Here is a 14,533-nt window from a genome sequence, read left to right as displayed (position 1 = left end):
AAACTTTTTTAGAATGATAATTTTAGATCGAAGCCCCATGATGCATAAGGGAATGAGCCACCGGCTTCTATACCTTGCGCATTGCCTGAGTTTGCAGCAGCTTCAGGGTCGATACCGAGTGGCGTGTTCTTGTAGATCTGCCACAGATTTCTTCCCACGAATGCGATGCGTGCATTCTGCATTTTAATTTTTGAAACAAGCTTCTTAGGGAATGTGTAACCAACAATCACTTCACTTACTTTGATAGAAGTTGCATCGTATGTAAGTGATGGAACGTCGTTCGTTACTTTGTCATTACCATTTACCAACTGAGGATAGATCCATGCTGGCAAAGGATCTCCGGGAATAAGTCTGCCGTTTTTATCAAGCATTTGATTTCCTCTTGCATCCACTTTTGCCATGTACGCGTTCGGATAGCGCAAGCCTTTTACGCGTGCAGAATCTGCGTAACGTGTAACTGTAGAACCAACTGTCTGTCCGATATTTTTTCTTTCGTTATCATTTTCACCTAAAATAGTTTGGCTCATTAACCACTCATCTCTTCCTGTTAAACTTTGTACGGTTGTACCCTGGAACATCGCTCTTCCATAAGTAGCAGAATAAAGGCTACCACCATATTTCACAGTTACCATAACAGATGCGTCGAATGCTCCGTATCTAAAACTATTGCTGAAAGAACCCAGCCATTTTGGTCTGAAGTTTCCTGCAAGTACGTTAGGATCCGCAATCGTACGTCCGTTTGAACCAACAATGATTGTGTCGCCTACTTTGTATGGCGCATTACCTCTCATGGTTCCATAAGACTTGCCTACTTCTGCATATACTGTCACACCAAGGTTCTGACCAAGGTTTACACTGTTCACACCTGGCACAAGTGATTTAACAAGGTTGTCATTTTTAGAAAAGTTCACCATCGTGTTCCATTGGAACTTTTTTGTTCTGATAGGTGTTGCGCCCAATGTTAACTCGATCCCTTTGTTTTGAATTTCACCTGCATTGAGTACGCGTGTATTGAAACCTGTTTCTTTCGGTGTGTTCACAGTAAGGATTTGGTTGGTGGTGTTTGACTTGTACACTGTAGCATTCAACGTAATTCTGTTGTTGAAGAATGCAAGGTCAACGCCCAACTCTCTTGAAACAGTTTGTTCCGGTTTCAGATTAGGATTTTTCTTTTGATCTGTATATACGAGGTATGGATTGCTTACATAGAAACCTCCGAGGTTGTATGTCTCAAGCAACTGGTACATGTTTGGACTTCCACCTACTTTTGCCCATGAGGCCCTTAACTTACCGGAAGAAAGGATATCATTTTTCCGGATAAAATGAGAGAACAAGAAACTACCACCTACTGAAGGATAGAAGAAATCATTTTTTCCTTTAGGCAACGTTGATGACCATTCATTTCTTCCTGTAACATCAAGGAACAAATAATCTCTGAAACCCAGTGTGGCAGAGCCATACACGGATGCAGATTTTCTTCTTCCCCAGAACTCAGATGCAGATGGTGCAATTTTAGAGTTGCTGATGGCAGGCATGTCATGCACGAGCAAAGAACCAACAGATGATGTGCGTGAACGTGCGTTAAAGCTTGTGTAGTTCACCCCTACTACGCCATTGATATTAAAATCTGCGTTGATTTTTTTGTTGTAGATCAACTGTCCCTCGTAGTTCCAGTTTTGATCAGAGCTCATGTTGTTGGTGTAATTACCTGTAGGCGTTTTCTTTCCACCCAGCTCATTATATATATAGTATTCACCAAAATTCAAATCGCCTGCAATCAACGCTCTTGCCTTTAACCAGCTAAAGATGTCAACGTTCAAAGAAGTACTTCCGATAATGCGGTTGTGCGCATCTTCGTTTTCATTCTCGTATATTGACCAGTAAGGGTTTTCTGTGTCTGACAATAATTGCTGACCGTTGCTTCCTGTGAAGATGAGCGCATTTCCATCCGCGTCTTTATAAGGATACAAACTAGCCATGTCGATGCTGCGTGGCTGATACACAAACAACACGAGAGGGTTACCCGGCGTGAGGTTTCTCGTCATCCTGTTCTTTGTTTTATCATTGGTGTACATCACTTTCGCATCTGCAGTCACTTTTGAGTTTAATTTTCTTGAAGCGTAGAACGAAAGGTTGTGCTTTGTTTTCAGGTTGATGTTGTCCACCACGTCATTGCTTTTTGTAAAGCCATACGACAAACGGAAGGTTGACACCTGATCAGATTTGTTGATAGCAATATTTGTTGTATTCACATAAGGTGACTGATAGAAGTCCTTCACGTTGTTCGTCTGTGGCCAGTAGCCATGCGGCTTACCGTCATAAGTATTATAAGGCTGGCCGAGCATTGGCATACCCCAGCTTTGCGTGTTGATAGATCCCATGTTCACGGCATTTGTGCCTGGGATGATTCTATCGCCACCTTGAGCGAATCTTCCGTTAGTCCCTTCACCGTACACATTTTGGTAGTCGGGCCATTCGGTCACAGTGTAAGTGAGATAGTTTTGGTTCAATGAAACACCAAAATTCTTGTCACCAACCTTTCCTTTTTTAGTGGTAATGAGGATGGCGCCATTCGCGGCCTGCGATCCGTAAAGCGCTGCGGCGTTTGGCCCTTTCAATACTTCCATGGATTCAATGTCATCCGGGTTAAGATCCTGCGCTGCATTACCATAATCAAGGTTGCCATTTTCTCCGGTCTTGTTGGAAATGATCACACCATCTACCACCCATATCGGCTGGTTACTTCCGGTGAGTGAATTTTCACCACGTAATATCAAACGGGATGAACTGCCCGGCTGCCCGGTACCTGTCACCTGCAAACCTGCCACTTTACCGGCAAGTGTGTTGGCAAGGTTGATATCCCTTGCCTCGGTCATGTTATTCGGATCAACAGACTGGCTTGAGTAAGGAACCGATCTTGCCTTTCTCGTTTGTCCGAGGGCGGAGATCACCACGGCATCCATTGTGGAGGCACTTGCCGTGAGTGTTATTTGTACATAACCGGTCTTTGCATCTACTTCTACTTCTTTGGAGAGGTAACCGGTCATTGTTACAACCAATGTCGTTTTGCCAACGGGGTTAATGTTTAACTGAAAAGATCCGTCGTCTTTAGAAGCTGCTCCCACTCTGCTACCCTTTACCAGGATACTCGCATTTGCCAGCGGAACATTTTTCTCGTCAATTATCTTACCTTTTATTGGTACTGATTGACCATAAGAAAGGAGGTTTAAAAAAATCAAGAGGGCCATCAGGAATGGCAGTTTTAGTCGCAATCGCATAAATGATAGTTTTGGAATTGAAGAAAACTAATGGGCTAAAAGTATGATGCTCAATCTAATATTGCATTAATAAAACATTAATGATCGTTCATTTTGCTCATTAAGTTTTAAAAAAGATGTTTTGGGGAAAAACTTAAACGGATGCTTCATTATTTTTTAGGCTTCATGTCAAAAACTAAAGATAAGAGGTAGAAAATTTCATTGAATATGCTAAATTGCAACACCTGACCAAAGGCTTTTGAGAATTTGAACTCGTATAAGAAGACGATCGCTTGCATTCTACACTAATTAATAAAGTAACTGGCAAGAATTTGCACCTCTCCGCTTCCGGACGGGGTCTTTACTAAATACGGAGATTACTGCCTTCGAACAGTAACCATTTTTTCATTTGTTTTTATGGAACAGGAAGATTGTAAACTGTTATTATTATCAATGTAAGTCCAGCGTTTTGTTGCTTCATTGAAAATAAAATGAAAATCAGATTTTTATAAATGAATAGCCGGCCTGCCATTAACGATCTAATCAGAAGGAGTTTCCCGTATCCAGCTGTTCTGTCATTGCTTATACTGATCGTTTTTTCTTCAACTTCATTCGCTCAATACGGTCTTCAGTTTGCGAGTCGCGATGCCGACCCCGAAAAAAGGACCTCTTTAAATATTACACCCGACAAACCGTTTTGCGTTTCCCAAAAGCTTGACCTTTCGTTTGAACTGAGTTTTACACCGGGCATCACGGACAATTTTGGCTATGCTTTCCGACTTGTAAACGACAAGAAACAAAACCTCGACATGTTGTATGACGAGGCCAAAAAAAGTTTCACTATCGTTTTTGGAGATGCATATACCAATATAAGTGTACCAATGCTTTACAACGATGTAGTGAACAGGTGGGTAAAATTTCATTTATCACTCGATCTTACCCATCAAACCATTTCGTTGTACTGCGATGACAAACTTGTTCAAAGCAGTAACATTTCCTTTAAAGAAAATTGCTTCAATTTATATTTTGGCGCCACTACACATAGTTACTTCAAATCGTCCGATGTTATCCCGATGCGATTAAGAAATGTCGCTTTGAATGTGGACGAAAAAGAAAAAGCTTTCTGGCCGCTAAATGAATCATCGGGCAACCAGGCACTGGACAGCATTTCGGGGAAAAAAGCAACAGTACAAAATGAGCATTGGTTAAGACCGAAACACTCAAACTGGCAGCTGCGAACCAACCGCACCATTAAAAGCTGGGTGAGTGCGGGCTTTGATCCGGTGCATGAGTTGGTATATATCACGGGGCAGGACACCATATATATATACTCGGCAAAAACTGCTGCGTTGACAGCTGTGCCACTCTCAGCAAAACACGACCTGTTGCCGGGCAGTCAAACGATCTTTAATCCATTTAATAATCATCTGTACAATTTTTATCCTGATGAGCACGACATTGCGGCATACGATGCGCAGGCTCAACATTGGGAAAAGAATTTTAACGCAGCTCCCCTCACCGCCTATTGGCAGGTGAACAAATTCTTTTCGCGCCCCGACAGTTCATTGTATTTCATGGCAGGCTACGGTCAGTTGAGATACAAAAACCTTGTGCAGCGCTATCATCTCGCTACGAAAAAATGGGATACAGTAAAAACTGCCGGTGAGCATTTTAACCCAAGATACCTTTGTGCACTTGGCACCACACCAAACGGCGATACTGCATATATCCTCGGGGGCTATGGAAGCAAGGACGGAGATCAATTGCTCAACCCGCAATTCTATTACGACCTGACAATGTATGATGTAAAGACATCTACCTTCAAAAAAATATACACGCTCAAAGAACCAGCCGAGCCTTTTGTGTTCTCCAATTCAATGGTTATTGATAAAGATGGCAAACATTATTATGCACTCATCAATCCAAAGGACCAGCGCAACACTCAATTGCAATTGATAAAAGGTTCACTGGAAAAACCAGAGTATGAATTGATCGGCTCCTCGTTTCCTTTCACCTTCGTTGATGTAAAATCTGCTGCCAATGTATATTATTGTGATGCTTCGAAAGTAATGCTGGCCGTGACTTTGTTTACAGACAAAGACGCCAACGTAACAGATGTAAAAGTATATAGCATCAATTTTCCGCCGAGTGGCATTGTAACACCTGAAGTTGCAGCGCCTGTAAATACTTCGAAAAAATATGTTTTTGCGCTGGCAGCGATCATTTTAGCGGCTATTGCGTTTGTTGTTTATAAAACCGGATTGTTCAGAAGAAAGTTAACCACCCAGGCTGCCGGGGAAAAAACTACACCGGCAGAAATGGCTGCTGCACCGCTAACGGCCACTACAAATCCTGCTGCAATTGCTCCGGGCCCACCGCCAGCCATTCCCGTGATCACCAACGAATATGAGGATATCACGAGCGAACAACAAAACAGAGCCGGCGTCCATATCTATCTCTTCGGCAATTTTGAGGTAGCAGCGAGCAATGGAGAAAACATCACAAGACTGTTCACTCCGTTATTAAAGGAATTGTTTTTATTGTTGTGCATCCACTCCTTAAAATACAACAAAGGCGTATCGCCGGAGAAACTAATTGAAACTTTGTGGTCAACGAAAGACACCAAAGATGCCATCAATAACAGATCGGTAAATATTGCGAAGCTTAAAAGTATTCTTGAAAAAATAGAGGATTGCACTTTACAGAAAGAGTTTGGCAACTGGAAACTTACTTTCGACAGAGATAAGTTGTATATCGACCTTGATCATTTCCTTCAGTTGTTTGCTGAACGTACGCTTGACAACAAGAGCCTTAACGAGTTGATCGCAATTGTGCAGCGGGGCCCTTTCCTGCCGCAAACATCCTATCAATGGGCAGATAGTTTTAAATCAGAAATATCGAGCCTTACTATAGATGCATTGTTGAAATACTGTCAATACCTTTCTTTGCCAGACAATGCGGAAAGAGTGATCAATATTTGCAACGCCATTTTTGCGTTTGATGAATTGAATGAAAATGCATTGCAGTTGAAATGCAAAAGCCTTGTATCTCTTGGCCGTCACACGCTTGCCAAAGAGGCTTTCGAAAAATTCGCATCAAAGTATAAAGAGATTTATGCAGAGGATTATGAGACGAACTATACAAAGATGATTTCTTAACGGCATCTCAAAATTGACCACTAAGACACTAAGGGCACTTAGTTTCACTAAGGCATACTCTTGGTGCGACTCGTATTTTAACCACGGAGGAAGGGCGTTTTTTTCACAGAGGAAAGGAGAAGCTCTTGGGAAAAATTAGTTAGTGTTGAGAAAATAGAGAGAATGAGGTTTTTAATCCCCCTTTTTCTTTAATATGCTCGTAATTCGCAATGCTTTCGAAGTACACCCTCCGTTTCTCTGTAAAAAAATCTCCATGAACTCTGTGGTTAAAAGAATCTCTTAGTGAGACTTAGTGTCCTTAGTGCCTTAGTGGTGAAAAAACTATCGTCCACTCTAATCCTTCATATTTTGGTAACATACGCCCCTTTGTAGGAATCTTAATTTTGCCAAAATTTTTCTTCTATGCGATGTACTCTATTGGTAGCAAGTTTGTGCGCGGCAACTGCTGTTTTCGCACAATCGGAAGGGCCCGCAGCTTACAAACAAATCAAATTACCAAATGGCTGGAACCTCACACCCGCTGGTAACAATGCAATCACACTCGGCGATCTTCCTTTGAATCTTGCGGTAAGTAAAAACAGAAAGTTCCTTGCAGTTGCCAATAACGGCCAAAGCACACAATCTATTCAATTGATCGATGTTGCCAAACAAAAAATCCTTGATGACGTTACCATTCCAAAATCATGGTATGGACTAACCTTCGCCGACAATGACAAAACGTTATACGCATCTGGTGGCAACGACAACTGGATCATGCAATATGACATAAAGGGCAGCAAACTAATACTACAAGATTCAATAGCACTCGGAGAAAAATGGCCCAATAAAATTTCGCCTGCGGGTATCGCTGTTGATGACAAAAAGGATGTTCTATATGTTGTAACCAAAGAAGACAATAGCCTCTATGTTGTTGATCTTGCTTCTAAAAAAGTTACACAAAAATTCAATCTTGGGGCAGAGGCCTACACATGTTTACTAAGCGACGATAAAAAGACTTTGTACATAAGTCTTTGGGGAGGCGACAAGATTTTATACTATGATGTTGCTTCAAAAAACATCAGGAGCGAAGTTGCGGTTGGTGATAATCCAAATGAAATTTATCTATCTAAAAAAGAGAAATATCTATATGTTGCAAACGCCAACGACAACTCTGTATCTGTTATAGATGTGGCACACGCGAAGGTGATCGAAACCCTGAATGCAGCCTTGTATCCCAATGCACCAAGCGGTTCCACAAGTAACGCAGTTGCATTGTCGGAAGATGAAAAGACCTTGTACATCGCCAACGCCGACAACAACTGTCTTTCTGTTTACGACGTATCAACTCCAGGAAAAAGCAAATCAAAAGGTTTTATTCCTGTTGGATGGTATCCAACTAATGTGAAGGTGGTCGGCAAAAAGATATATGTAACCAACGGCAAAGGACTATCCTCAATGGCAAACCCGCATGGCCCTAATCCTGTTGGCAAAAAACAATCAGTAAACTATCAGAAGAGCGATAATGAAACAACGGTACCTGTTCAATACATCGCCGGTTTGTTTAAAGGCACATTGAGTGTTATAGAAGAACCTAACGTGGAACAACTAAGCGCCTACTCACAACAGGTTTACACCAATACTCCTTACTCAAAAGACAAAGAACTGAATGCACAGGGCGAGGCCGGAAACCCTGTGCCAATGAAGGTTGGAGACGCATCCCCTATCAAGCACGTTTTCTATATAGTAAAAGAAAACCGCACTTACGACCAGGTATTGGGTGATGTAAAAAATGGCAATGGAGATCCAGGTCTTGTTTTATTTGGTGAACAGGTTACACCGAACCTGCACAAACTGGTAAATGAGTTTGTGCTGCTCGATAACTTTTATGTGGATGCAGAAGTAAGCGCCGATGGTCACAACTGGAGCATGGGTGCGTACGCAACTGACTTCCTTGAAAAAACATGGCCAACGAGCTATGGCGGTCGTGGCGGTACTTATAGCGGAGAAGGCAAAAGAGAAATCGCGAACGGCAAAGCAGGTTTTATCTGGGACCACTGCCATCGCAACAATGTTAGCTTTAGAACTTATGGTGAATTTGCCGATGATGGCAAACCAAACATTCCTGTATTGAAAGGACACATCGCTCCTTACACTGGATGGGACCTGAGTATTCGTGATACGACGAGGTACTATCAATGGGAACATGATTTTGATTCACTTGTAGCGGCAAACGCTGTTCCACAACTTTCTACCATGCGTTTTGGAAATGACCACACAGAAGGTTTGCGTAAAGGTAAAGCAACTCCATTTGCACACGTTGCAGACAATGACCTTGCAGTTGGCATGTTCATCGAACACCTGAGCAAAAGTCCTATCTGGAAAGAAAGCGTTGTATTTATTTTGGAAGACGATGCACAAAACGGACCAGATCATGTGGATGCGCACAGAAGCACCGCTTATGTTGCAGGCGGCCTGGTAAAAAGACACTTTGTTGACCATACGATGTATTCAACAACCGGTATGCTAAGAACTATTGAACTGATCCTTGGCATGCCGCCAATGACGCAGTATGATGCCGCTGCAACACCTATGTTTCGCTGCTTTACAACGGAAGCTGATCTTACTCCATTCACACATTTGCATGCAAACATTAATTTAAATGACAAGAACACCGCGCAAAATAAATTAGCGGAAATGAGCGAAAAGCTTGATTGGAGCAAAGAAGATAAAATACCTGACCTTGTACTCAATGACATTTTGTGGAAAAGCATTAAAGGTGAACATGCTGTAACTCCCGGTCCAAGCCGGGCGGCGTTTATCAAGGCGAGCGAAATGAAGCACGATGACGACGATGATTAGTTGAGAATTGAGAGTTGAGAATTGAGAGTTGAGAATTGAGAGTTATTTTGACCTTGCACTAAAGTGCCTGCGAAGCACAACCTGCAGGCACTTTAGAACTTTTGAAACAAATTGTATCTTGTCGGGCACAAATTTCTCAACTCTCAACTCTCAACTCTCAACTCTCAACTCTCAACTCTCAACTCTCAACTCTCAACTCTCAACTCTCAACTCTCAACTCTCAACTCTCAACTCTCAACTCTCAACTCTCAACTCCCAACCAACTCCGGCAGTTTTTTTTCAAAAAATACTTGCGTAACTCAAAAGTTACATATAACTTTACGTAACCTAAAAGTTACTCATTATGGAAAAAGAAATAAAACAATCGTGGTTCTTTAAGCAATCACCGGAAGAAGTTTGGGACTATCTTACAAAACCCGAACTCATTGAGCAATGGCTGATGAAATCTAACTTTCAGCCAGTTGTCGGCTACAAATTTCAATTTACATTTGTGCCAAAAGCAGATAGTGCTTACGCAGGCGTTGTCGATTGTGAAGTATTAACTGTAAATCCTTACACGAAGCTTTCTTACTCCTGGAATGGCAGCACAATGGATAAGAACAGGAATTTCAATTCGAAAGTTGACTGGACACTTGTTCCTAAAGGCGATGGAACAGAGCTTCATTTACAACACAATGGATTTACTGTTTTGGAAGACATTATTGCGCACGACAGCGGATGGAAGCACTGCTTAAAACGTTTCGAAGAATCAATAAACACAGTTACTCAATGACAGCTCCAGCACTTGATGTATTCCAGGTAATTGCAGACCCCAGCCGCCGGCAAATGTTACACCTGCTTTCAAACGAAAGCATGACCATAAATGCTTTGGCAGAAAACTTTGACATGAGCCGCCCTGCCGTTTCAAAGCATATAAAGATCATGTACAACGCAGGCTTTATTTCCATTACAGATATTGGCCGCGAACGCTATTGCACATTGAAGCAGGATGGTTTTAACGAGTTGCAGGATTTCATTAATTACTTTGATAAATTCTGGACAAGCAAGTTGAAAAAACTGGAAACGATTTTGAACAATAAAGCGGGGAAGTAAGTTGTTAGTTGATAGTTGTTGGTTGTTAGACATTCTGTGAAACATATTTCACTAAATGAGAACTCTCGGAATTAAAAACCTAACAACCAACAACTATCAACTAAGAACTTAAAAAATGAAAACCATAGTAATTGGCGAAGGCTCCGGGGCAACAATGGAAACAATTCTGTCTGTTTATCCGAGACACAAAGTGATCGTAGATAAATATGTCGCAAGAGGCGAAGTCCTTGGTATTGGCCCATTTGCCGACAGAGGTGGCAATCTTGCAATATTTAGAACGCGTGCAGCAGCTGAAGCATTCGTTGCAGAAGATCCTTTTGTATTGGAAGGAATCATTAAATCCTTTGTGATTAAAGATTGGGATGATAGTATGTTGTAGAGACGCGTTGAACGCGTCTCTCTTGCGTCCGAAACAGACAAAAACATTGTTCAAAAAATCACAAATACTTTATACTACAGAAACGCATTCAATGCGTTTCTACGGTTTCGAAATTATACTGCCTTCCTTTCTAAACTCCCATGGTGCCACAGGATTTTTGCCTGCCCACAAACCATATTTTTGCTGCTTTGCATTAAGCTCAGCGCCTGCATATCTTATTGATTTGTCAAAAGTTTTATAATGCCATGCAAGCCCCCTTTGAAGCAGCAACAAATTAAGTTCGCTTTTATCAGGCAAGATAACAACGCCAAGCGTTCTGCCATATTTATCTTTTCCCTTTGACACAACACTGATCACTTTTGAAAAACATCTATCAGCGGTAAAGTTTTTGGCCACAGTTCCGTAATCCTGTTTCTTTTCAGGACAATCAATACCATATAGCCGTATCTTAATTTGATGATGCACACTGTCTAGAATTGTGATCGTATCGCCATCGCTCACCTTGACCACTTTGCCTTTTAAAGTTTGTGCGGAAACATTGATTGTAAAAATCAATAGCAGAGAAAATAGGAATGTACGCATGTGTGTTTTCAGTCGTCGGATTATTTTTTTATGCAGAAGACTTACAATGGCACGAAGGTACATTATTGCCCCACAAACTGGTGCTGAATATCTTCCAGAAAAACACTAGCCTGATACTCTCTTGTTTCTTTCGACTCCATGAATGATTCGTCTGTGATGCAAACAAAATCATAGTACCGTTTTTCTGACGCAGCAATCACTTCCATTACCCAGTAGCCTGATGCTGCGAGCTTTGGTTTGCTCGTGTAAATCTGAAATTTGGTATCATAATTTACTCCACGGAATTTGTAGACGCTTGTATCAGTTTTAAACTCCTGATCGTTCACTAAAACTGTTACAAAGAATTGCTGATTGTTCTCGTCTACATATCGAACATCATCTTTCGTCACCTGTACATATCCTTCGTTTCGGAACTTTTTACGATTAGGTGTCCAGGTTGCAAACAATACGTAACCTTTTTCTTTCGCAATAGGCTCCAATGTCTTGCGGACATTTTTAGGAATGTATGAAAGCTTGGGTATTGCCCGTGCCTCATTCGCCCAACTCCACGCCCCTTCTATTTTCAAGGTATCATTGCTAAAATGAAAACGCGGTTGCTCACTGCCATAGCGAAATTGATTGTAGGCAGCATAATGGCTCGTTCTTATTGAGCCACAGGAAGTCATCAAAACAGCGACAATCAAGATATTTGTTAGGCAGATCATTATTCTCATACTCGTAATTTTGATTTTAAAACACCCTCGCTTATCCATTATCCATTCAGCAAAGATGCATTTAACTCATTTTTCCATAAAATAAATAATAAAGCCTGCACACATTTAAATGTACAGGCTTTATTATTTATTTTATGACGAAAAAATCAGTGAAAATCAGTCCAATCCGTGACATCTGCGTCCCTGTTTTGTCTCACTTCACGGGCTTAATACCTTCATGCGTAGGCACCACTTGCTTTATTGTTCCATCTGGATTGAATTCCATTTTATCAATACAGACTTCCCTATTGAAACCCGCATCTCCACCCATCTTTATGCCATTGGGATAGTTGAAGCGATGGTATACCAAATACCATTCATCTTTTCCCGGCACCTGTATTGTTGAGTTGTGCCCCGTCCCGTAGATACCCGAAGCATCTTTTCTGGCAACAACCAAATTACTTACAGGAATCTTCATTGGCCCCATTGGCGATGTGGACATGCCGTAACGCACACGATAGTTGGGATCACGTGTATCATCCTCCGACCACATGAAATAATAAATACCGTTTCTGTAAAAAACATGCGTGCCTTCGCGATAGGTACTATCTGGTGTAAAGTCTTTTATTGTTTCTGTTTTAAGAGAAATCATATCATCATTCAACTCAGCGCCCGCCATGTAACCGTTGCCCCAATACAAATAACATTTACCCGTCTGAGGATCCTGAAATACATCGGGATCAATTGTCTGTCCGCCGCGTGTAATCACTTCAGGACGCTTGCTGATCAAAGGCTGGCCAAGATCTACAAACGGACCTGTTGGATTATCGCTCACCGCCACACCAATTTTCGCCTCAGCACAGAAGTAATAATAGTATTTGTATTGTCCGTTGACCTTTCTTTCAATAATGCAAGGTGCCCATGCTCTTGATTTCGCCCAGCTAACATCTTTTCCCAATTGCAAAATCACGCCCTCATCTTTCCAGTTCACCAGATCGGGAGATGAGAATGATTTAAAGTATGTGCCGGACCAACCGTTAAATCCATCGCTGGTTGGAAACATGTAGAACCTGCCTGTTTTTTCTGCAAAAATGATATCGGGGTCAGCGTACAAACCAGCAATCGCCGGGTTGTGATTTTCCACTGCCTTTACAGTATAGGATTGAGAACCCTTTCCAGCAATGGCTACTGTACAACGAACACCACCGGAAGAAAAATCACGAGTCGCGGCAGTAACCGTTATGCCTGGAAAGGTTACAAAACCCGGATCAAAATTCTTCAAATCAGTTCCCGGCAACACAGGCAGTGTCAACGTTTTAGTGGCTGTATCCAAAACGATATTGATCTTTTTTATTTGAGCATTCGCAACGTTGGTGATCACAGCATCATAGCTCATCCATTCTTTCGAAAGACGCTTTATTTCTTCTGTTGTAACAGGCATCACCGTTCCATGACGTGGATGAAAATTCATCGCAATGTCCTGATCAATCACCGAAAAGCTTTTAAAATCTGTTGTCTTTGTAAACTGATATTTTCCACTAGTGTACATGTCGTACATCAACACATAACCACTACCATCATTCAACTTGAATGTACCCGCTCCTTCTACCGGAGATTTTGTTTGTTGCACATAATTGTCACTCTGCATCACATAGCCTTCAGTCAATTTGTTTGATACTGCGACTTTTATGCCGGGCAATCTGTCTTCTGTTTTAAAGAACAGGTAATATTTACCGTCTTTTATTTCAATATCGCCATCGATGCAAGCAGCATTGTCTGGACTGTAAAAAAGTTGCACCGGTGCTGTTTCCAAATCCGTGAAATCATTGTTTGCGTACGCATAATAGATCTTGTCTGGCTGATTGCCATGTTTCAATGAAAAATACACCATGTACTTTTTCTTTTCCGCATAATAGATCGTTTGCGGTGCCCAAACTCTTAACAGGCTATCGTTTCCGGGAAAACGTTTTTGAATATTCACCACACTGGAGGTCCAGTTGACAAGATCAGTTGACTTCAACAACACCATTGCCCTGTTCGAGTTCCAGCCATGTGCAGACACCATGTCGGTCGCCACCATGTAAAATGTTTTGCCATCGGCACCGCGCAAAATATGCGGATCGCGAACGCCGCCGGTAGAACTTATTTTCTCTGAAGAAACAATGGGTTCGTTATTGTTCAGGGCGCGATAATGATAACCATCTATGCTGATCGCAAATCGAATGGCTTCTTCACTTTTCCTATTACCTGTAAAATATGCGAAAAGGTAACCCTGGTATTTTTCCCTGGACGTCGACAGCGTCACCTTTTTTTTGGCAGTAGCCTGAGCAAAAATCATAGAAGGAAAAAACAACAACAAAAGCGAGCGGAACAAATACTTCATCTTATGGCAACTTAATTTTATTTCCCTACAATACTGTGGGAACAGTAATGCGGGGGATTTTATTCAAAAATAGCGTTGCTAAAATATCCATTAGGGGGGAAAATTCACATTTAAAGGGGGAGAAAATAACGGCGCAGGTGAAAACGACAGGT

Annotated in this window: 9 protein-coding genes; 5 read left to right on the top strand and 4 right to left on the bottom strand. The window is 41.7% G+C overall.

Annotated features, from left to right (window positions below; all coding sequences use genetic code 11):
• Window positions 1–8: 8 nt before the first annotated feature.
• Window positions 9–3,278 (bottom strand): SusC/RagA family TonB-linked outer membrane protein, encoded by a 3,270-nt coding sequence (locus KTO63_RS10430; RefSeq protein ID WP_217791214.1) that lies wholly within the window; start codon window positions 3,276–3,278, stop codon window positions 9–11.
• Between the two features lie 491 nt (window positions 3,279–3,769).
• On the opposite strand from KTO63_RS10430, the gene KTO63_RS10425 reads away from it, so the two are divergent.
• The 5 genes from KTO63_RS10425 (at window position 3,770) to KTO63_RS10405 (ending at window position 10,724) form a co-directional block, all read left to right on the top strand.
• Window positions 3,770–6,415 carry an AfsR/SARP family transcriptional regulator gene (locus KTO63_RS10425; RefSeq protein WP_217791213.1) on the top strand — a complete coding sequence of 882 codons (2,646 nt, stop codon included), beginning with the start codon at window positions 3,770–3,772 and terminating at the stop codon, window positions 6,413–6,415.
• Window positions 6,416–6,817: 402 nt separating this feature from the next.
• A complete protein-coding gene (locus KTO63_RS10420; RefSeq protein ID WP_217791212.1) occupies window positions 6,818–9,253 on the top strand; it encodes a beta-propeller fold lactonase family protein in 2,436 nt (811 codons plus the stop codon).
• Between the two features lie 343 nt (window positions 9,254–9,596).
• A complete protein-coding gene (locus KTO63_RS10415; RefSeq protein WP_217791211.1) occupies window positions 9,597–10,025 on the top strand; it encodes an SRPBCC family protein in 429 nt (142 codons plus the stop codon).
• A complete protein-coding gene (locus KTO63_RS10410; RefSeq protein ID WP_217791210.1) occupies window positions 10,022–10,345 on the top strand; it encodes an ArsR/SmtB family transcription factor in 324 nt (107 codons plus the stop codon). Before KTO63_RS10415 ends, KTO63_RS10410 begins: the two co-directional genes overlap by 4 nt.
• 115 nt (window positions 10,346–10,460) lie before the next feature.
• On the top strand, window positions 10,461–10,724 hold the full coding sequence (locus tag KTO63_RS10405; RefSeq protein ID WP_217791209.1) for a YciI family protein: 264 nt from the start codon (window positions 10,461–10,463) through the stop codon (window positions 10,722–10,724).
• 99 nt (window positions 10,725–10,823) lie between these two features.
• Here the strand turns inward: KTO63_RS10405 and KTO63_RS10400 are convergent, their stop codons facing one another.
• From KTO63_RS10400 to KTO63_RS10390, 3 genes are all read right to left on the bottom strand, one after another.
• The gene (locus tag KTO63_RS10400; RefSeq protein ID WP_217791207.1) at window positions 10,824–11,306 is read right to left on the bottom strand and encodes a thermonuclease family protein; all 483 of its coding nucleotides are present in this window, start codon (window positions 11,304–11,306) and stop codon (window positions 10,824–10,826) included.
• A gap of 62 nt (window positions 11,307–11,368) precedes the next feature.
• Window positions 11,369–12,019 carry a hypothetical protein gene (locus KTO63_RS10395; protein ID WP_217791205.1) on the bottom strand — a complete coding sequence of 217 codons (651 nt, stop codon included), beginning with the start codon at window positions 12,017–12,019 and terminating at the stop codon, window positions 11,369–11,371.
• 193 nt (window positions 12,020–12,212) lie between these two features.
• Complete coding sequence (locus KTO63_RS10390; protein WP_232373117.1) at window positions 12,213–14,381, bottom strand: family 43 glycosylhydrolase; 2,169 nt, start codon at window positions 14,379–14,381, stop codon at window positions 12,213–12,215.
• Between the last annotated feature and the right edge of the window lie 152 nt (window positions 14,382–14,533).

It is taken from the genome of Pinibacter aurantiacus, assembly GCF_019130065.1.
Taxonomy (GTDB): Bacteria; Bacteroidota; Bacteroidia; order Chitinophagales; family Chitinophagaceae; genus Pinibacter; species Pinibacter aurantiacus.
The sequence above is the reverse complement of the archived record's forward strand: the minus strand, read 5'-3'. Positions and strand labels throughout refer to the sequence as shown.

Bases quoted from the DNA above. Each gene is read 5' to 3' on its own strand.
- KTO63_RS10430 (WP_217791214.1), bottom strand. From the start codon at position 3,278: ATGCGATTGCGACTAAAACTGCCATTCCTGATGGCCCTCTTGATTTTT.
- KTO63_RS10425 (WP_217791213.1), top strand. From the start codon at position 3,770: ATGAATAGCCGGCCTGCCATTAACGATCTAATCAGAAGGAGTTTCCCG.
- KTO63_RS10420 (WP_217791212.1), top strand. From the start codon at position 6,818: ATGCGATGTACTCTATTGGTAGCAAGTTTGTGCGCGGCAACTGCTGTT.
- KTO63_RS10415 (WP_217791211.1), top strand. From the start codon at position 9,597: ATGGAAAAAGAAATAAAACAATCGTGGTTCTTTAAGCAATCACCGGAA.
- KTO63_RS10410 (WP_217791210.1), top strand. From the start codon at position 10,022: ATGACAGCTCCAGCACTTGATGTATTCCAGGTAATTGCAGACCCCAGC.
- KTO63_RS10405 (WP_217791209.1), top strand. From the start codon at position 10,461: ATGAAAACCATAGTAATTGGCGAAGGCTCCGGGGCAACAATGGAAACA.
- KTO63_RS10400 (WP_217791207.1), bottom strand. From the start codon at position 11,306: ATGCGTACATTCCTATTTTCTCTGCTATTGATTTTTACAATCAATGTT.
- KTO63_RS10395 (WP_217791205.1), bottom strand. From the start codon at position 12,019: ATGAGAATAATGATCTGCCTAACAAATATCTTGATTGTCGCTGTTTTG.
- KTO63_RS10390 (WP_232373117.1), bottom strand. From the start codon at position 14,381: ATGAAGTATTTGTTCCGCTCGCTTTTGTTGTTGTTTTTTCCTTCTATG.